The organism is Geodermatophilus sp. FMUSA9-8, from assembly GCF_037034165.1.
Lineage (GTDB): Bacteria > Actinomycetota > Actinomycetes > Mycobacteriales > Geodermatophilaceae > Geodermatophilus > Geodermatophilus nigrescens.
Window position 1 is genome coordinate 62,858 of sequence record NZ_JBAGKE010000014.1, and the last position, 17,915, is coordinate 80,772.

Below are 17,915 nucleotides of genomic sequence, written 5' to 3' on the forward strand. Positions count from 1 at the left end.
ACGCCTCGCAAGCTCGGCGCGGGACCCTGAAGGGCGGCCGTTCCATCACCTCACCACGAGCCAGAGGGCGACGGTGGCCGCGAGCAGTGTCAGCGGCACCGTCGCCAGGCCGAGCGCGCCGAACCGCGCCGCCGACGGCGCCTCCGCGCCGAGGGCCCGGCGCCACAGCAGGTTGGCCAGCGACCCGGCGTAGGTGAGGTTCGGCCCGACGTTCACGCCGACCAGGACGGCGAGCACGGCGCCCGGGCCCACGGCCGCGGCCACCGGCAGCAGCGCGAGCATGGCCGGCAGGTTGTTGACGACGTTGGCCAGCACCGCGGCGACGACGGCGACCGCCAGCAGCTCGGCCAGGCCCTCGCCGTCGGGCAGCAACCGGGCCAGCCCCTGCTCGAGCCCGGCGCCCAGGACGGCCTGTACGACCACCGCGAGCCCGCAGACGAACAGCGCGAACGGCAGGTCGGCGGCGGCCGCGACGTCGGCCGCCCGCAGCCGCCCGGCCCGCGCCAGCCGGACGGCGAGCACGGCGACGCCGGCCACGGCCGGCCACACCGGCGGCAGGCCCGCGAGCGAGGCGGCGCCGGAGCCGAGGGCGGTCAGCCCGACCACCGTCAGGGCGGCCCGCGGCGCCGGCGGCACCTCGGCCACGGGCGCGGCGACGGGCACCGCGAGATCGGCGCGGAACAGCCGCCGCAGCATCAGGTACTCGACGGCGACCGCGGCCACCCAGGGGCCGGCCATCAGCCCGGCGAAGGCGAGGAACGACAGCCCGCTCGCGGAGAACGCCAGCAGGTTGGTCAGGTTCGACACCGGCAGCAGCAGCGACGCGGAGTTGGCGAGGTGCCCGGTGGCGACGGCGTGCGGGCGCGCCGGCAGCCCCATCCGGGCCGCGGTGGCCAGCACGACCGGGGTGAGCAGGACGACCGTGGCGTCCAGGCTGAGCAGCGCCGTCACCCCGGCGGCGAGCAGCACGACCCGGCCGAGCAGCGCGCCGGCCGAGCGCCCCGCCCGCCGGGCCGTCGCCGCGGCCGCCCAGGTGAACACGCCCTCCCGGTCGGCGAGGTCGGCGAGCACCAGGACGACGACGAGGAAGGCCACGGTGGGCAGCGCCCCGCGCACCGCCGTCTCGGCCGCGGCGAACCCGACCGCGCCGACCGCCATCAGGTAGACCGCGCCCCCCACGGCGACCGCCGCCGGGGGCACGCGGCGGGTGCCGGCCGTGGCCGCCGCGAGGGTGGCGGCCAGCACGACGCCGGCGGTGCCGAGCGCGACCGGGTCGGTCACCTCAGATGCGGGTGAACAGGTAGACCGAGACCGCGACGCCGAAGGCCACGATGAGCACCCGCAGCGGCGTCGCGGGGATGCGGGTGGCGATCCGCGCGCCGGCGAACCCGCCGACCAGGCTGGCCGGCGCGGCGACCGCGACCACCTCCCAGGCGATCGGCCCGAACAGCCCGAAGACGACGAGGGTGACCGTCGCCGTCACCGCCGACAGCGCCGACTTGAGCGCGTTGGCCAGCGCCAGCCGGTGCAGCGCCGTCCCGAGGACCCCGACCAGGATCACGCCGAGCGCCCCGCCGAAGTAGCCGCCGTAGACGGTGGCGAGGAACAGCGCGACGTAGAGCCACCACGGGTCGCGCACGGCGCCGTCGTCGCGGTCGCGCAGCCGGCGGGTCAGCAGCGGCTGCACCGCCAGCAGCAGGCTGGCGAGCAGCACGAGCACCGGCACGACGACGTCGAAGGCCTCGCTCGGCGTGGTCAGCAGCAGCACGCTGCCGGCCGTGCCGCCGAGCACCGCGACGACGCCGAGGCGCACCAGCCGCCCGCGCTGGCCGGCGTACTCGCGGCGGAAGCCGAGCATCCCGCCGAGGTAGCCGGGCCACTGCGACACCGAGTTGGTCACGTTGGCCGCCACGGTGGGCAGGCCGAGCGCGACCAGGGTGGGGAAGAGGATCAGCGACCCGCCGCCGGCGATCGAGTTGATGACGCCGGCGAGCAGGGAGACCGCCGCGGCGATGACCAGGTCGGCGGCGGACACGGGGCGGGAGCCTACGGTGGCGCCATGCGCCTCCCCGCCCCGGCGACCTGGCTGGCCGCCGCCCTCGGCGGATCCGGCGTGCTGCACCTGGTGCGGCCGCGGACCTACGAGTGGCTGGTGCCCCCGGAGCTCGGCGACGCCCGCTCCTGGGTGCTCGGCAGCGGGGTGGCCGAGGTGGCCACCGCCGCGCTGCTGGCCGCGCCGCCCACCCGCCGGGCCGGAGGCTGGGCCGCGGCCGGGCTGCTGGCGTCGTTCGTGCCGGCGCACCTGCACCACCTCCGCATCGCGCGGGGGAGGCCGGCGCTGCTGGCCGCCGGGGTGCTGCGGCTGCCGCTGCAGGCGCCGATGATCGGCGCGGCGCTGCGGGTGGCCCGGGGCCGGGCGTGACCGAGCCGTTTCCCGGCGACTGGACGCGGGCGCTGGTCGTGGTCGCCCACCCCGACGACGTCGAGTACGGGTGCGCGGCCGCCGTCGCCGCGTGGACCGACGCCGGGCGCGACGTCCGGTACCTGCTGGCCACCCGCGGGGAGGCCGGCATCGCCGGGCTGCCGCCGGGGGAGGCGGGGCCGCTGCGCGAGCGGGAGCAGCGGGCGTCGGCGGCGGTGGTCGGCGTCTCGGAGGTCGAGTTCCTCGGGTTCCCCGACGGCCGGGTCGTCGAGGGGCTGGAGCTGCGCCGGTCGCTGGCCGCGGCGATGCGCCGGCACCGGCCGGAGCTGGTGGTGACGATGCACTTCGGCGAGACGTGGACGCCGCCGGGCGTGGCCCCGGCGTACTGGAACAGCGCCGACCACCGGGCGCTCGGCCGCTCCGTGGTCGACGCGGTGGGCGACGCCGCCAACGAGTGGATCTTCCCCGAGCTCGCCGGGCAGGAGCCGTGGCGGGGCGTGCGCTGGATCGCCGTCGCCACGCCGGTCGGGGCGACGCACACCGTCGACGTCACCGGCGTCGTCGACCGGGCGGTGGCCTCGCTCGCCGAGCACCGCCGCTACCTCGAGGCGCTGTCGGACGACCCGGTCGAGGAGCAGGCACGGCGACAGGTCGAGATGGCGACGCCGGAGGTGGACGGCCGGCGCAGGACCGGCTTCGCGCTCTACGCCGGCTGAGCGCGCCGGCCGTCCACCTCTCAGGCGGGCGTCACGGCAGGAAGCTCACGTGGACGTGGTCCCTGTGGTTGGCCGTCGGCGAGCCGCGGTCGGCCATGGCCTGCCAGCCGGACCCGCCGACCAGCCAGATCCGCTGCTGCCAGATGACGTACTCGACGCGCAGCCGCGTCGCGTTGTCGATGACGAACTGGGCGACCGCGTCCCCCTTCGCCGCGTCGGCGTACACCATGAAGTCGGCGGCCAGCTGCTGCGTCGGGGAGTGCCCGGGCCGGGTGAGGACCGTGGACACCGCGAAGGCCTGCGTGACCTCCGCGACGGCCGGCCGCACGTGCGGCGCCCAGGCGCTGTAGGCGGTCGACGTCGGGGTCGGTGCCCCGGTCAGGTCCGTGGCGACGGCGACGACGGCGGTGGCCGCCGCGGCGGCGGGCGCGGCTGCGGGAGCCGCCGCCGGTGCGGGAGCCGCCGCCGGTGCCGCTGCTGGTTCGGCGGCGGGGGCGGGTGCCGCGGCGGCGTCGCCGCGGCCGGACCAGTGCTCGGACCAGCCGCCCCGGTCGTGCCGGTCGCCGTCCCAGGGACGGTCGGCGGAGGCGGCCGACTGACCGGCCAGGCAGAGGGCGACGGTGGCGGTGCCGACGGTGAGCGTGCGGCGGAGGGCGTGTCTGCGCATGACGAGGAGAGCTCCTGTCGTGTGGCCCCGCGCGGTCCCGCCGTCTGCTCGGCAGGCACCCGGCGCGGGGCAGGGGAGGGCACGGGGTCCGGGACGGCACGCGGCAGCCCGGGCGGGGCGTGTGCGGAGGCCGGTCGGGTCCGGATCCCGGAGGCGCGGCGGCCGGCGCGGGTGCGCGGGCCGCGGCGAGGTGTCTGGGGGCGGGGCGCGTCGGGGCAGGCGCCGACGGCGCTCCCCGTGTCGCGGCTCTCCGTTTCTCCCGTGGCCGCCTACCGGGTCAGCTGACGGGTTCGGGCGGGGATGTCGCCCTACCCACCTCCCGGAGGACCGGGCGGTGGGACTCACCCCGGTGACGCGGTGGGTCCCCGGCTCGCGGCCACAGGCGTGGTCCGCGACTCGGCGGCGTCCGGGCGGATCACCCCGGCTGGGGCGCGAAGGGCCGTCCGGACGGGTCGACCGTAGGGAGGCCCGCGGGGCCCGGCAACGGGGACCGGGGAGTTCCGGTGGGGCGGGCGGCCGGCCGTCGCACCGACCTGCGGGGCGGGGCCGGGTCCGCCAGGGTGGGGGCGTCGAGCGCGACCACCCCCGGGAGGACGACGGTGACCGAGGCCAGCACGCGCGAGGAGATCGCCGCGACCGACGGCGTCGGGCCGCTGACCCAGGAGGAGCTGACCCGCATCCACGCCTGGTGGCGGGCGGCCAACTACCTGTCGGTCGGCCAGATCTACCTCATGGACAACCCGCTGCTGCGCGAGCCGCTGCGCCCGGAGCACGTCAAGCCGCGGCTGCTGGGCCACTGGGGCACGACGCCGGGGCTGAACTTCGTCTACGCGCACCTCAACCGGGCGATCGCCGCGCGCGACCTCGACTGCATGTACGTGATGGGGCCCGGCCACGGCGGCCCCGGCCCGGTCGCGTCGGCCTGGCTGGAGGGCACCTACAGCGAGGTCTACCCCGACGTGTCGCAGGACGAGCCGGGGATGAAGCGGCTGTTCACCCAGTTCAGCTTCCCCGGCGGGATCCCGAGCCACGTCGCGCCCGAGACCCCCGGCTCGATCCACGAGGGCGGCGAGCTCGGCTACGCCCTGGTGCACGCCTACGGCGCCGCCTTCGACAACCCGGACCTCGTCGTCGCCGCCGTCGTGGGCGACGGCGAGGCCGAGACCGGGCCGCTGGCCGCGAGCTGGCACGCCACGAAGTTCGTCGACCCGGCCCGCGACGGCGCGGTGCTGCCGATCCTGCACCTCAACGGCTACAAGATCGCCAACCCGACCGTGCTGGCCCGCATCGAGCCCGACGAGCTCGACGCCCTGCTGCGCGGCTACGGGCACACGCCGTACGTCGTCGAGGGCGACGACCCGGCGCTCATGCACCAGCAGTTCGCCGCGACGCTCGACCGCTGCCTCGACGAGATCGCCGACATCCAGCGGCGGGCACGGGAGGGCGGCGCCACCGAGCGGCCGCGCTGGCCGATGATCGTGCTGCGCTCGCCCAAGGGGTGGACCGGGCCGGCGGAGGTCGACGGGCACCGCGTCGAGGGTTCGTGGCGCTCGCACCAGGTGCCCTTCGCCAACGCGCGCGAGGACGACGGCCACCGGCGGGTGCTCGAGGAGTGGCTGCGCAGCTACCGCCCCGAGGAGCTCTTCGACGACGCCGGCGCCCCCGTCCCGGCCGTGCGCGACCTCCACCCGGAGGGCCCGCGCCGGATGAGCGCCAACCCGCACGCCAACGGCGGGCTGCTGCTGCAGCCGCTGCGGATGCCCGCGTTCGCCGACTACGCCGTCCCCGTGCCCGAGCCCGGTACCGGCGCGGTGGAGGCCACCCGGGTGCTCGGGGAGTTCCTGCGCGACGTCATGCGCGGCAACCCGCAGACCTTCCGCGTCTTCGCGCCCGACGAGAACAACTCCAACCGCCTCGGCGCGGTGCTCGAGGCCACCGACCGCACCTGGATGGCGCGGCGCGAGCCCGAGGACGACCACCTGGCGCCCGACGGCCGGGTCATGGAGGTGCTCTCCGAGCACCTGTGCCAGGGCTGGCTGGAGGGCTACCTCCTGACCGGCCGGCACGGGCTCTTCTCCTGCTACGAGGCGTTCATCCACGTCGTCGACTCGATGGTCAACCAGCACGCCAAGTGGCTGAAGACCACCAACGACATCCCGTGGCGGCGGCCGGTCGCGTCGCTGAACTACCTGCTCACCTCGCACGTGTGGCGGCAGGACCACAACGGCTTCTCGCACCAGGACCCGGGCTTCATCGACCACGTCGTCAACAAGAAGGCCGACGTCATCCGGGTGTACCTGCCGCCGGACGCGAACACGCTGCTGTCGGTCGCCGACCACTGCCTGCGCACCCGGCAGTACGTCAACGTGATCGTCGCGGGCAAGCAGCCGGCGCTGCAGTACCTCGACATGGACGCCGCCGTCGAGCACTGCACCAAGGGCATCGGCATCTGGCAGTGGGCGAGCACCGACGCCGGCGCCGAACCCGACGTCGTCCTCGGCTGCGCCGGCGACGTGCCGACGATGGAGACGCTCGCGGCCGCGGAGATCCTCACCTCGGCCTTCCCGGACCTGCGGGTGCGGGTGGTCAACGTCGTCGACCTCATGCGGCTGCAGGACAACCGCGAGCACCCGCACGGGCTCTCGGACGCCGAGTTCGACGCGTACTTCACCACCGACAGGCCGGTCGTGTTCGCGTACCACGGCTACCCGTGGCTGATCCACCGGCTGACCTACCGCCGGACCAACCACGGCAACATCCACGTGCGCGGCTACGTGGAGGAGGGCACGACGACGACGCCGTTCGACATGTGCGTCGTCAACGGCATCGACCGCTACGACCTGGCGATCGACGTCATCGACCGGGTGCCGCGGCTGCGCTCCCGCGGCGCCCACCTGCGCGACCGGCTGCGGGACCGGTTGATCGAGCACAAGCGGTACATCCGCACCCACGGGGAGGACCTGCCGGAGGTGGCGGGCTGGCAGTGGGGCTCGGGTGCCGGGCCGGTCGTCGTCGGCGGGGGCAACGAGCCGCTGCACGAGCCGGAGAACTGACCGGACGGCGACCCGTAGACTGGCCGGCACGACGGACGAGTCGGCCGGGCGGTCGCGTCGGCGGGGGAGACCCCGTCGCCGAGGAACGTCCGGGCTCCACAGGGCAGGGTGGTCGTTAACGGCGACCCGGGGTGACCCGCGGGACAGTGCCACAGAGAACAGACCGCCAGCAGTTCGCTGCTGGTCAGGGTGAAACGGTGGTGTAAGAGACCACCAGCGCACCGGGTGACCGGTGCGGCTCGGTAAACCCCACCCGGAGCAAGGTCGAGAAGGGACGGCGGGCGACCGTCGTCCTGCGCAGGCGTTCGAGGGCTGCCCGCCCGATGCCTGCGGGTGGACCGCTCGAGCCCGCCGGCAACGGCGGGCCTAGATGGATGACCGCCCATCGGGAGGCCGCGAGGCGCCCGAGGACAGAACCCGGCGTACAGGCCGACTCGTCCGTCGCCTCCCGCCTGACCTGCGCTTTCAGGTCCGGCGGGGTCCCCTCATCCGCCGCAGGTGTCACGCAGGCACGCCGCGGAGGAGGCTCGGCCGATGGACATCACCACCGTCAACGACCGGCACCTCTACCAGGCCCGCGTCGTGGTCCAGGACCCGGCGGATCCGTCCCGTCAGCTGGAGCTGGTGCGCCGAATTGTCCGGTTCGGGCCCGCCGGCTGGCTGACGGCGATGGCGGCGGCGACCGAGGACGCAGAGATTGAGCTGTACCCGACCGGCCGGGTCCTGGCGGTCACCGACCTGCGTGAGGTCGGGGCGCCCGGGATCCACGGGTGACGACGCCGGTCACCAGCGGAGCGGGTCGGTCAGGCGGGACTGGGCCGTGCGGCACGCGCGGCAGTTCCCCCATGAGGACAGCGCCCGCGCCGACGTAGGGGCGCCGCACTCGGGGCACTCGACGGCCTGGCGTGACGGGATCTGGGCGTCGGTGAGCCGGGCGGCCGGTTCTCTGTCCGTCGTCTCCCCGCCCCGCGCGGGGGAGTCGGGATCGGCGTCGGCGTCGCGTCCACGGTCTGTGGCGATGGAGCCTCCTCGTTCCGCGCTGACGCTACCCGTCCGTGGTCGGCCGACGGGCGGACCGGAGCCCGCCGGCCTCGGAGCTCGCGGCCGGCCAGCTCGCGGAGGCGGTCGGCCAGCGGCTGGGCCTGCTCGGCGGCTGCCCGTCGGCCCTCCCGGCCGGGCGGAGGAGGAGGCGGAGGAGGGGGCGGAGGAGAGCCTGAGGGGTCGACCGGGCCGGCCTCCAGGTCGACGTCGAAGGCGATGTCCTCGGCCCGGTGCCAGGTGGCGAAGACCCCGTCACACTGGCGGATGGGAAGAGCAGCCCCGGGACGACGTCCGGCCGTGTACGCCCGACGGTCGATGTCCGGAGGGCCGTCCGGCTGCGATGCTCGACCGCGTGCTCCTCGCCCAGCCCGTCATCCCGGCCTAGTGGAGCGCCTGCTGCGCGTCGGCTCGCTCGCCGTGGCCCTGTTCCTCGCCACGCTCGGCAGCTTCGGCGCCTCCTTCGGCGTCATGACGAACTGCACGAACACCCACAGCTGCACGGTGACCGGCTGCCGGCCCTGCACCACGGCCCAGACGTGGCTGACCGCGGGGTGGGTGCTGCAGGGTGTCCTGCTCGTCGTCGGGCTGGTGCTGGTCGTCGCCGCGAGGCGCCGCCGGCCGGGATGGGCGCGAGCCGCCGCGCTGGCCGTCGGGCCGCTGGCCCTGGTCGTCTTCGCCGCGACGACCGCGCTGGCGGTCGGCAGCTTCTAGCCGCTGCTCACGGCTGCATGCGGGGGTCCTCCGTGGGGTCCGCGTACGGCGCCGGGCACCCGTCCTCGACGGCCGCCGGGCGGAGCTCGTGGTGCCACGGCTCGTTGCCGTAGACCTGGCACAGCCCGAAGTCCGCGCCGTGCTGCGACAGCCACGACATGGCGTCGGTGGGCCCGACGTCGACCGCGTCTCCCGTCACGTGCGCCGACGTCTCCGCCGTCGCCACCCAGCGGGCCGCCTCCTCCAGGGAGCCGTACTCGTCGACCGCCTCCCGCAGCAGCTGCTCCTGGTACTCCGGCGACCGCCACCCGCTGGTGACGACGAACTCCACCCCGTCGCGGGATGCCGCTGACGCCGCCGCGCGGAGGGCTGTGAGCAGCTCGGCGTCGAGCCGGGACACCGCCGGGTACCGGTCGTCGAAGACGCCGGCGCCGTCGGGGAGCACGCCGTCGTCGACGGTGACGCCTCCCGGCGGAGCGGGCGGGCTCCCGCCGTGCCGGAGGGACGGGGCGGGACCGGCGACCTCGCAGCCGGCGGCCAGGACCAGGACGGCGGCGGCCAGCGGCCGGGCGCGGCGGAGCAGGGGAGCGGGCATGCCCGGCAGCCAAGGCGTGGGCGTGTTGCCGGGGCGTATGCCGCCGTGCATACGCCGGCGATACGCCCCCGCTCCCTACCCTCGCCGCATGCGCGTGCTGATCGTCGAGGACGAGCCCGTGCTGGCCGGCGCCATCCGCGACGGGCTGGGCCTGGAGGCGATCGCGGCCGACGTCGCCGGCGACGGGCACGCTGCCCTGGAGCTACTCGCCGTCAACACCTACGACGTCGCCGTGCTCGACCGCGACGTGCCGGGCCCCTCCGGCGACGAGATCGCGCGGGGCATCGTCGCCTCGGGCAGCGGCCTGCCGATCCTCATGCTCACCGCGGCCGACCGGCTCGACGACAAGGCCTCCGGCTTCGAGCTCGGCGCCGACGACTACCTCACCAAGCCCTTCGCGCTGCGCGAGCTCGTGCTCCGGCTCCGCGCGCTCGACCGCCGCCGCGCCCACCACCGCCCGCCGGTGCGGGAGATCGCCGGACTACGGGTGGACCCGTTCCGCCGCGAGGTGTTCCGCGACGGCCGCTACGTCGCGCTGACCCGCAAACAGTTCGCCGTCCTCGAGGTGCTCGTCGCCGCGGAGGGCGGGGTGGTCAGCGCCGAGGAGCTGCTCGAGCGCGCCTGGGACGAGAACGCCGACCCCTTCACCAACGCCGTCCGCATCACCATCTCCGCGCTGCGCCGGCGCCTCGGCGAGCCGTGGCTGATCGCCACCGTGCCCGGCGTCGGCTACCGGATCGAGGCCCCGACGAGCGCCCTCGGAGGCGGCCGGTGACCCGGGCGCCCGGCCCGAGCGTCCGCCTGCGCCTCACCCTCAGCTACGCCGGCGTCGTCGTCCTCACCGGCGCCCTGCTGCTGGCGGTCGTCTGGGTCTTCCTGCTCCGGTACGTGCCCGACGCCGTCCTGGTCACCGGCGGCGGCCCCGGACGAGGCCCCGGGCTGTTCGTCCCCAACCGCTCTGACCTCGAGCGAGCCTTCGTCCCGCGGGCCGCCGCCGCCCTCGCGTTCCTGCTGCTCGTCGGCCTCGCGGGCGGCTGGTTCCTCGCCGGCCGGGTGCTCGCGCCGCTCACCCGGATCACCGAGGCCACCCGCACCGCGGCGACCGGCTCGCTGTCGCACCGGATCGCCCTGCCCGGGCGCAGCGACGAGTTCCGCGAGCTCGCCGATGCCTTCGACGGCATGCTGGCCCGGCTCGAGGCACACGTCGCCGAGCAGCGCCGGTTCGCCGCCAACGCCTCCCACGAGCTGCGCACCCCGCTGGCGATCACGCAGACCCTCCTCGACGTCGCCCGGCAGGACCCCGGCCGCGACCCGGACGTCCTCGTCGAGCGGCTGCACGAGGTGAACACCCGGGCCATCGAGCTCACCGAGGCGCTGCTGCTGCTCAGCCGCGCCGACCACCGCCCGCCCGACCGCGAGCGGGTCGACCTGTCCCTGCTCGTCGAGGAGGCCGCCGAGACGCTGCTGCCCCTGGCGGAGTCACTCGGCGTCCAGGTGCACACCGCCGGCGAGGTCGCCTCCGCCTGCGGCTCGCCCGCGCTGCTGCTGCAGCTGACGGCGAACCTCGTCCAGAACGCGGTGGTGCACAACGTGCCCGGCGGCTGCGTGTGGATCTCCACGACGGCGCGCCCCGGCGCCGTGGTGCTCACCGTCGAGAACACCGGCGAGGAGCTCGCGCCCGAGCTGGGCGCCACCCTGACCGAGCCGTTCCAGCGCGGCGGCCGGCGCGTCCGCACCGGGCACGCCGGCGTGGGCCTGGGTCTGGCGATCGTCGAGCGGGTGACCGCGGCGCACGACGGCGCGCTCACCCTGACGCCGCGCGCCGGCGGGGGCCTCCGCGTCACGGTGCGGCTGCCCGCCGCGGATTAGCCGAACAGCAGCGTGTCGAGCCCGCGGCGCACGCCGGGCTGCTCGGCCACCCGGCGGACGGCGAGCAGGGTGCCGGCGACGTAGGGGTCCGGCGACTCCCCGGTGTCGTGCCGCATGACCAGCCGCTCGCCCGTGCCGCCGAAGACGATCTCGGTGCTGACGACGAAGCTCGGCAGCCGGACCGAGTGCACCCGGCTCCCGGCCACGTCCGCGCCGCGCGCCTCGACCGGGCCGTGCAGGTCCTCCAGCGGCACCGCGCCGAGCGGCCTGCGGACCGCGCCCACCACCTCGGCGAGCTCGCGGGCCGTGCCGCTCGGCACGTCGGGCTTGCCGGCGCTCGCGTAGTCGACGATCTCCCAGCGGTCGAGCTGCGCCGCGGCAAGCTTCGCGGCCTGCTGGAGGACGGCGGCCTGGAGCGAGAAGTTGCCGGCGGCGATCACCCCCACGCCGCGGTCGCGGGCGAGCCGGTCGAGGTCGGCGTAGTCCGCGGCGGTCAGGCCGCTCGAGCCGACGACGACGTGCACCCCGGCCGCGACGGCGGTCTCCACGTGACCGCGCACCGCGGCCGCGCTGGTGTAGTCGACCAGGACGTCGACCTCGGCGGAGGCGAGCGCATCGGCGACGGTGGCGGAGACGGGGCCGTCGGCGGTCGAGGCGGTGGCCTCCGACAGCGTCCGGCCCGCCGCGGAGCGGGAGACCCCGGCGGTGAGTGCGAGGTCCTCCGCGGCGTCGATCGCCGCGAGGACGGGCGGTGCGGTCCAGCCGGTCACGCCGGCGAAGCAGACGCGGATCACGCGCCGACCCTAGGGCCGGTCCAGCTCCCGGGCGGCCGCCGCGAGCACGGTCTCGCGGACGCGGTCGAGCGTCGCCGAGCGCAGCTTCCACTGCTGCCAGTAGAGCGTGACCTCGACGGCGGCGGACGGGTCGAGGTCGGTCAGCTCCGCGTCGAGGTCGCGGGCCTGCAGGTCGGGCACCATGCCCCAGCCCAAGCCCAGCGCGACGGCGCGGACGAAGTCGGCCGACGCGGGCACGAAGTGCAGCGGGGGAGTGGCGTCGCTGCCGGCCCAGGCGTGCAGCAGCCGGTGCTGCAGCTCGTCCTCGCGGTCGAAGACGACGACCGGCGCCCGCGCCAGGCCCTCGGCGGTGAGCCCCCCGGGGAACCAGCGCCGCGCGAACGCCGGGGCGGCCATCGGCCGGTAGCGCATCGAGCCGAGCCGGGTGGAGGTGCAGCCGGGCACCGGCTCGGCCTCCGCCGTCACCGCCGCCATCACCGTGCCGGCGCGCAGCAGGGCGCTGGTGTGCTCCTGGTCGGCGCGGTGCAGGTCGAAGCAGACCTCCCCGGCCAGCGGCGCCAGCGCCGGCAGCACCCAGGTGGCCATCGAGTCGGCGTTGACGGCCACCGGCAGCGTGGGGACGGCCGCGGTCTCCGGGTCGTCGCCGAGCTCGCGGGCGACGTCGGCGGTGAGCAGGTCGACCTGCCGCGCGAGGCGCAGGACCGCCTGCCCCGACTCGGTCACCCGCACCGGCTTGCTGCGCACCAGCAGGATCCGGCCGGTGGCCACCTCCAGTGCGCGCAGCCGCTGGCTCACCGCCGACGGCGTCACGTGCAGCGCCCGCGCCGCCGCCTCCAGCGTCCCGCCCCGCACCGTCGCGTCCAGCGCCCGCAGCTGCGCCAGGTCCAGCTCCACGGACAGCGAGGCTAACGGTGCATCAGGATCCTTAGCTGGACCGCCGACGCGGCACTTCCTAGCGTCGGGCGTGTGCTCACGACGCCCGCCCTGCTCGCCGCCGCCTCCGGACTCGCGCTCGGGCTGGGCCTGATCGTCGCGATCGGCGCGCAGAACGCCTTCGTCCTGCGCCAGGGCCTGCGCCTCGAGCACGTGGCCGCCGTCGTCGCGGTCTGCGCCCTGTCCGACCTCGTCCTCATCCTGGCCGGCGTCGCCGGGGCCGGCGCGGCGCTGGACCGGCTGCCCTGGCTGGTGCCCGTCGTCTGCTTCGCCGGTGCCGCCTTCCTCCTCGGCTACGGGCTGCTCGCCGCCCGGCGGGCGCTGCGGCCGGGGACCCTGCTGCCCGATGCCGGCGGGATCCGCGCCGGCCTCGCGGTCACCGTCGGCACCTGCCTGGCGCTCACCTGGCTGAACCCGCACGTCTATCTCGACACCGTCGTCCTGCTCGGGTCGACGGCCTCCACCTACGGCGAGCAGCGGTGGGCGTTCGCGGCCGGGGCGGGGCTGGGCAGCATCGTGTGGTTCACCGCGCTCGGGTTCGGCGCGCGGCTGCTGCGTCCGGTGTTCGCCCGCCCCGCCGCGTGGCGGGTCCTCGACGGCGTCATCGCCGTCGTGATGACCGCCCTCGCCGTCTCGCTCGCCGTCCGCGGGGTCGCCGAGGTCTGACCCGGCTCAGCCGAGGCCGGCCTCGGCCTCCGCGGCCGCGCGCAGCCGGTCGCGGTCGACGCCGAGCGCGGCCAGCGCGCGGGCCGCGGTGCCGTGCTCGAGCCGGGCGGCCGCCGCGACGACGTGCGCGCCGGTCAGCCGGCCGCGCCCCTTCGCCAGCGCGACGGCGTCCTGGAAGACCTGCTGCGCCTGCGGCGTGGAGCGGAACGCACCCGCCGGCGCCGCCTGGAGAGCGGGCGCGGCGGGGGCGGGCCCGGCGTCGATCCCGACGGCGGCCAGCGCGCCGGCGTGCGCCTCCTCGACGGCCGCGCGCAGCCGCTGCGGCTCGACGCCGACCCGGGCGAGCGCGCGGCCGGCGGTCCCGTCGGGCAGCGCGGTCGCGGCCAGCAGCAGGTGCTCCGCGCCCGGCGTGTCCTCCCCGCCGGCCCGCGCCTCCGCCTCGGCCGTCGTCAGCAGCTGCTTGATCGTGCGCACGTCCCGCACGGCGGTCAGGAGCCCCATGGTCTGTCCTCTCGGTCAGGAGCCGCGCCGGGCGCGGACCTCGGATGCGAACTTCTTGTGCGCGGCCTGGCCGCTGATCCCCAGCGCCTCGCCGACCTGGGCCCACGTCCAGCCCTGGCCGATCGCCTCGGCCACCGCCGCGGACTCCAGCCGGCCCGCGAGCCGGCGGAGGGCCACGACGGCGGCCAGGGCGGCCTCCGGGTCCTCGGGACCCGGCAGGGACTGCAGCTCGGCCATGGCCATCAACTTAGGTTGATGCGACGGCGTCCGTCAACCCTGGTTGATGGGCGAGGTCAGGACGACGAGCCGCGACGTCGCCCGGGTCATCGCCACGTACCGGTCCACGGCGCCCTCGACCCCGGTGCCCAGGCGTTCGGGGTCGACGAGCACCACCAGGTCGAACTCCAGCCCCTTCGCCAGCACCGGCGTCAGCGACCGGACCCGCTCGCTCCCGCGGAACCCCGGGGCGCCGATCACGCAGGCGGTGCCCTCGGCGTGCGTGGCCAGCCAGTCGTCCAGAACCGCGGGCAGGTCCGACGCCGGCCCGTGCACGACGGGGACGCCGCTGCTGCGGACCGACGTCGGCACGTTCGCGTCCGGCAGCGCCGCCCGGATGACGGGCTCGGCCTCGGCCATCACCTCCGCCGGCGTCCGGTAGTTCACCGTCAGCGAGGCCACCGACACCTCGGGGACGCCGACCCGCGCCAGCCGCTCCTCCCACGACTCCGGGAACCCGTGGCGTGCCTGCGCCCGGTCGCCCACCACGGTCAGGCTCCGTGACGGGCAGCGCAGCAGGAGCATCTGCCACTCGGCGTCGGTGAGCTCCTGCGCCTCGTCGACGACGACGTGCGCGAACGGGCCGGCCAGCGCGTCCGGGGTGGGGGCGGGCAGCGCGGCGTCGTCGACCAGGGCGCCGCGCAGGTCCTGTCCCCGCAGCATCGACATCACGCCCATGTCCGAGTCGTCGGTGGCGACCAGGTGCTCGACGACGTCGGACATCCGGGCGCGGTCGGCGGCCACCTCGGCCTCCCGGCGGCGGCGGAGCCGGGCCGCGGCCGGGTCGCCGAGCCGCTGCCGGGCGGCGTCGAGCAGCGGCAGGTCCGCGACCGTCCAGGCGGCGGGGTCCGGGCGCTGCAGCAGCGAGACCTCCTCCGGCGTCAGCCAGGGCGCGCAGCGGCGCAGGTAGGCGGGCACCGACCACAGGTCGCCGACGAGGTCGGCCGGCTCGAGCAGCGGCCAGGCCCGCCCGAACGCGCCGACCAGCTCGCGGTTGCCCGCCAGCGCCCGCCGGTACCGCTCGTGCGGGTCGGCGTGCCCGAGCCCGTAGGCGTCGAACTGGTCGTCGTCGCCGTCGTCATCGCCGTCGTCGTCCTCGTCGGCCCCTTCGGTCAGCTTGTCGACCAGGACGTCGAGCAGCGCCTCCCACACCCGGTCCCGGACGTCGTTGTGCCGCGACCCCGGCTCGGCCGCCGCGAACGCCTCCGCCCAGTCGGCGGGGTCCAGCCGCACGTCGCCCCACGGCGTGACGACGTCGGTGCCGCTGGCCGGCGGCACCTCGTAGAGACGGACCGCGGGCTCGACCGCCGCCACCATCCGGGCGTCGGCCTTGAGCCGGGCCACCTCCGGGTCGGGCTCGGGGACGGCGGCGGCGCCCTCGGGCACCAGGTCGCGCAGGGTGCAGGTGCGCACGCCCTCCTCGCCGAGGCCGGGCAGCACGTCGGCGACGTAGGTCAGGTACGGCCGGCTCGGGCCGACGAACAGCACCCCGCCGCGCCGGTGCCCGAGCCGCGGGTCGGCGTAGAGCAGGTAGGCGGTGCGGTGCAGGGCGACGACGGTCTTGCCGGTGCCCGGGCCGCCGTCGACGACCAGCGCCCCGCGGGAGCCGGCGCGGATGATCGCGTCCTGGTCGGCCTGGATGGTGCCGAGCACGTCGCGCATCCGCGGCGACCGGCTGGTGCCCAGGCTCGCGACGAAGGCCGACTGGTCGTCGAGCGCGGCGTGCCCCTCGAGCCCGTCGGGGGTGAACACCTCGTCCCAGTAGTCGGTGATCCGGCCGCGGGTCCAGCGGTAGCGCCGCCGGCTGGCCAGCCCCATCGGGTCGGCGTGGGTGGCGCCGAAGAACGGCTCGGCGGCGGGGGAGCGCCAGTCGACCAGCAGCCGCCCGCCCGCGCCGTCGGTCAGCCCCAACCGGCCGACGTACACCGGCGCCCCGCCGTCGGCGGGCACCATCCGCCCCAGGCACAGGTCCAGGCCGAAGCGGCGCAGCGTCCGCAGCCGGGCGGTGAGCCGGTGCACCTCCAGGTCCCGGTCGAGCGCCTCCTGGCCGGTGCCGCCCGGCGCCCGGCGCTCGGCGTCGAGCCGGCCGGAGAGCTCGGCGACGGTCCGCCGGAGGCTGTCGGCCATGGCGGCGAAGTGCGCCTCGTCGGCGGCCACGAGGGCCGGGTCGGCCTTCGCGGCGAGGCGGGCGGGGAGGTCGAACGCGCTGGTGGAGAGGGGAGTCTGTGCAGCCACGGCCGGGGATCCTCGACCCCTCCCCGGGTCTTGCCGCAAGCCCCGGCAGGCGCTATACGTTGAGGTGGGACGAGGAGCGGCGATGAGTTCCGCCCGCCTCCCGGGTCCCTTCCGCGTGACGACGACCGCGGTCGACCACTGGCCCCTCATCCACGCCGAGCGCCGCGCGCTGGCGGCCGACCTGCGCGGCCTGGACGAGGACCGGTGGGACACGCCCTCGCTGTGCGGCGGGCTCACCGTCCGCGAGGTGCTCGCCCACCTGACCGCCGGCGCGCGCCTCGGCGGGTTCCGCCGGCTGGCCGGGGCGCTGCGCCTCCGGGTCGACCGCGACCGGCAGGTGGCGGTGCGCCTGCGCGAGCACCTGGGCTGCTCCGGCGCGGACACCCTGGCCCGCTTCGAGCGGGTCGTCGCGCGCACCACCGCCCCGCCGCTGCCGCGGATCGCGCTGCTCGGGGAGGTGGTCGTGCACGGCGCCGACGTGCGCCGGCCGCTCGGGCTCCCCGGCACCCCGCCGATCGACGTCCTCACCCGCGTGGCCGCCTACTCCTCCCGCGGCGACCGGGCGGCCGACGCGCGCGGCCGCGCCGCCGGCCTCCGGTTGGAGGCCACCGACTGGCCGTTCGCCGCCGGGGCCGGGCCGCTCGTCCGCGGCCCGACCCTGGCCCTCGTCATGGCGACGGCCGGCCGCGCCGCCTTCGTCGGCGACCTGTCCGGCGACGGCATCGAGGTGCTGCGGGCCCGCTGCCGAGGGAGCGGGTCGGCGGCCGCAAGCCCGGGTAGGCGGTCGGCATGCCCCTCCGTTCCCTGGACCCGCTCGCCGTCCCCCGCGCCCTCACGTCGTCGGCCCTCGCGCTCGGGACGGCGGTGCGCGGCGCCCGGGTGTTCCACCCGCGGGGCGTCGCGCGGGCCGCGACGGTCGAGACCGACGGCGGCGGCGCGTGGGGCGCGCGGCTGCTCGACGGTGCGGGCCGGCACGGCGCCGTCGTCCGGGTCTCGCGCGGTGCCGGGCTGCCCGAACCACTGCCCGACGTCGTCGGCCTGGCGATCCGGCTCGACGGGCTCGGCCGGGACGGCGGCCCGCTGGACCTGCTGGTCAACACCGCCGGCGGCCCGCCCGGGCTGCGGCACGTGTTCCTGCCCGCGCCGCTGGGCCGCACGTTCTCCTCCGTGCTGCCGTACCGCACCGGCAGCGGGCGCACCGTCCTGCTCGGCGCGCGGGAGGCCGGCGACGGCTACGACCTGCTGGCCGCCCCGCTCGCCGGCGGCTGGACGCGGTGGGGCCGGCTCACCCTCGGCGACCCGCTGCCCGGGGAGGTGTCGGAGGAGCTGCGGTTCCGGCCGACGCTCGGCGCCGACGACCTGCAGCCGGTCGCGCTGTTCCGCGCCGTGCGGGACCTGTCCTACCGGCTGAGCCAGGCCGTCCGTCCCTGACGGTC

At 76.6% G+C, this 17,915-nt stretch carries 18 protein-coding genes, 1 other RNA gene, 1 pseudogene and 1 riboswitch; of the genes and pseudogenes, 11 read left to right on the forward strand and 9 right to left on the reverse strand.

Going from position 1 to position 17,915, the window contains the following annotated elements; genetic code table 11:
* Window positions 1-45 precede the first annotated feature (45 nt).
* Window positions 46-1,281 carry an SLC13 family permease gene (locus WA616_RS23275; RefSeq protein ID WP_336033602.1) on the reverse strand — a complete coding sequence of 412 codons (1,236 nt, stop codon included), beginning with the start codon at window positions 1,279-1,281 and terminating at the stop codon, window positions 46-48.
* A gap of 1 nt (window position 1,282) precedes the next feature.
* Window positions 1,283-2,035: a sulfite exporter TauE/SafE family protein gene (locus WA616_RS23280; RefSeq protein WP_336033603.1), complete on the reverse strand. Its 753-nt coding sequence runs from the start codon at window positions 2,033-2,035 to the stop codon at window positions 1,283-1,285.
* A 24-nt stretch (window positions 2,036-2,059) separates the two neighbouring features.
* Here WA616_RS23280 and WA616_RS23285 point away from each other — a divergent pair, with 24 nt between their 5' ends.
* Both WA616_RS23285 and WA616_RS23290 read left to right on the forward strand, forming a co-directional pair.
* Entirely contained in the window at window positions 2,060-2,422 is a 363-nt protein-coding gene (locus WA616_RS23285) for a DoxX family protein (protein ID WP_073419359.1), read from the forward strand.
* On the forward strand, window positions 2,419-3,138 hold the full coding sequence (locus tag WA616_RS23290; protein ID WP_336033605.1) for a PIG-L deacetylase family protein: 720 nt from the start codon (window positions 2,419-2,421) through the stop codon (window positions 3,136-3,138). The genes WA616_RS23285 and WA616_RS23290 overlap by 4 nt, the downstream gene beginning before the upstream one ends.
* Before the next feature lie 31 nt (window positions 3,139-3,169).
* Here the strand turns inward: WA616_RS23290 and WA616_RS23295 are convergent, their stop codons facing one another.
* Complete coding sequence (locus tag WA616_RS23295) at window positions 3,170-3,805, reverse strand: hypothetical protein (protein ID WP_336033607.1); 636 nt, start codon at window positions 3,803-3,805, stop codon at window positions 3,170-3,172.
* Window positions 3,806-4,056: 251 nt separating this feature from the next.
* A riboswitch (cyclic di-AMP (ydaO/yuaA leader) is annotated at window positions 4,057-4,217 on the reverse strand.
* A gap of 187 nt (window positions 4,218-4,404) precedes the next feature.
* Here WA616_RS23295 and WA616_RS23300 point away from each other — a divergent pair.
* The 4 genes from WA616_RS23300 (at window position 4,405) to WA616_RS23315 (ending at window position 8,610) form a co-directional block, all read left to right on the forward strand.
* The gene (locus WA616_RS23300) at window positions 4,405-6,858 is read left to right on the forward strand and encodes a phosphoketolase family protein (RefSeq protein WP_336033609.1); all 2,454 of its coding nucleotides are present in this window, start codon (window positions 4,405-4,407) and stop codon (window positions 6,856-6,858) included.
* 36 nt (window positions 6,859-6,894) lie between these two features.
* Window positions 6,895-7,299, forward strand: an RNA gene (rnpB, locus tag WA616_RS23305) — RNase P RNA component class A.
* 93 nt (window positions 7,300-7,392) lie between these two features.
* Window positions 7,393-7,632, forward strand: a complete 240-nt coding sequence (locus WA616_RS23310; RefSeq protein WP_336033611.1) for a hypothetical protein — start codon at window positions 7,393-7,395, stop codon at window positions 7,630-7,632.
* Between the two features lie 651 nt (window positions 7,633-8,283).
* Window positions 8,284-8,610, forward strand: coding sequence for a hypothetical protein (locus WA616_RS23315; protein ID WP_336033613.1), 327 nt, complete (start codon window positions 8,284-8,286; stop codon window positions 8,608-8,610).
* 7 nt (window positions 8,611-8,617) lie between these two features.
* Here WA616_RS23315 and WA616_RS23320 read toward each other — a convergent pair whose 3' ends face one another.
* Entirely contained in the window at window positions 8,618-9,205 is a 588-nt protein-coding gene (locus WA616_RS23320) for a M15 family metallopeptidase (protein ID WP_336033614.1), read from the reverse strand.
* An 88-nt stretch (window positions 9,206-9,293) separates the two neighbouring features.
* Between WA616_RS23320 and WA616_RS23325 the strand changes: the two genes are divergently transcribed.
* Both WA616_RS23325 and WA616_RS23330 read left to right on the forward strand, forming a co-directional pair.
* Window positions 9,294-9,980 (forward strand): response regulator transcription factor, encoded by a 687-nt coding sequence (locus WA616_RS23325; protein WP_336033616.1) that lies wholly within the window; start codon window positions 9,294-9,296, stop codon window positions 9,978-9,980.
* Complete coding sequence (locus tag WA616_RS23330) at window positions 9,977-11,074, forward strand: sensor histidine kinase (RefSeq protein WP_336033618.1); 1,098 nt, start codon at window positions 9,977-9,979, stop codon at window positions 11,072-11,074. The genes WA616_RS23325 and WA616_RS23330 overlap by 4 nt, the downstream gene beginning before the upstream one ends.
* On the opposite strand, the gene dapB is transcribed toward WA616_RS23330, so the two are convergent.
* Window positions 11,071-11,868 (reverse strand): 4-hydroxy-tetrahydrodipicolinate reductase, encoded by a 798-nt coding sequence (dapB, locus tag WA616_RS23335; protein ID WP_336033620.1) that lies wholly within the window; start codon window positions 11,866-11,868, stop codon window positions 11,071-11,073. The two genes, WA616_RS23330 and dapB, sit on opposite strands and share 4 nt — an antisense overlap.
* Window positions 11,869-11,877: 9 nt before the next feature.
* Window positions 11,878-12,762, reverse strand: a complete 885-nt coding sequence (locus WA616_RS23340) for a LysR family transcriptional regulator ArgP (RefSeq protein WP_336033621.1) — start codon at window positions 12,760-12,762, stop codon at window positions 11,878-11,880.
* 72 nt (window positions 12,763-12,834) lie between these two features.
* Between WA616_RS23340 and WA616_RS23345 the strand changes: the two genes are divergently transcribed.
* On the forward strand, window positions 12,835-13,467 hold the full coding sequence (locus WA616_RS23345; RefSeq protein WP_336033623.1) for a LysE/ArgO family amino acid transporter: 633 nt from the start codon (window positions 12,835-12,837) through the stop codon (window positions 13,465-13,467).
* Between the two features lie 6 nt (window positions 13,468-13,473).
* On the opposite strand, the gene WA616_RS23350 is transcribed toward WA616_RS23345, so the two are convergent.
* From WA616_RS23350 to helR, 3 genes are read right to left on the reverse strand one after another with little or no spacing between them, the layout of a single operon-like run.
* Window positions 13,474-13,968, reverse strand: coding sequence for a Clp protease N-terminal domain-containing protein (locus WA616_RS23350; protein ID WP_336033625.1), 495 nt, complete (start codon window positions 13,966-13,968; stop codon window positions 13,474-13,476).
* 15 nt (window positions 13,969-13,983) lie between these two features.
* Window positions 13,984-14,205: a hypothetical protein gene (locus WA616_RS23355; protein WP_083628482.1), complete on the reverse strand. Its 222-nt coding sequence runs from the start codon at window positions 14,203-14,205 to the stop codon at window positions 13,984-13,986.
* 33 nt (window positions 14,206-14,238) lie between these two features.
* Window positions 14,239-16,479: an RNA polymerase recycling motor ATPase HelR gene (gene helR, locus WA616_RS23360; protein WP_336033628.1), complete on the reverse strand. Its 2,241-nt coding sequence runs from the start codon at window positions 16,477-16,479 to the stop codon at window positions 14,239-14,241.
* Window positions 16,480-16,561: 82 nt separating this feature from the next.
* On the opposite strand from helR, the pseudogene WA616_RS23365 reads away from it, so the two are divergent.
* Window positions 16,562-17,107 (forward strand): annotated as a pseudogene (locus tag WA616_RS23365) (maleylpyruvate isomerase family mycothiol-dependent enzyme); the annotation flags it as partial.
* 161 nt (window positions 17,108-17,268) lie between these two features.
* Window positions 17,269-17,910 carry a hypothetical protein gene (locus tag WA616_RS23370; RefSeq protein ID WP_336033629.1) on the forward strand — a complete coding sequence of 214 codons (642 nt, stop codon included), beginning with the start codon at window positions 17,269-17,271 and terminating at the stop codon, window positions 17,908-17,910.
* Window positions 17,911-17,915: the final 5 nt, after the last annotated feature.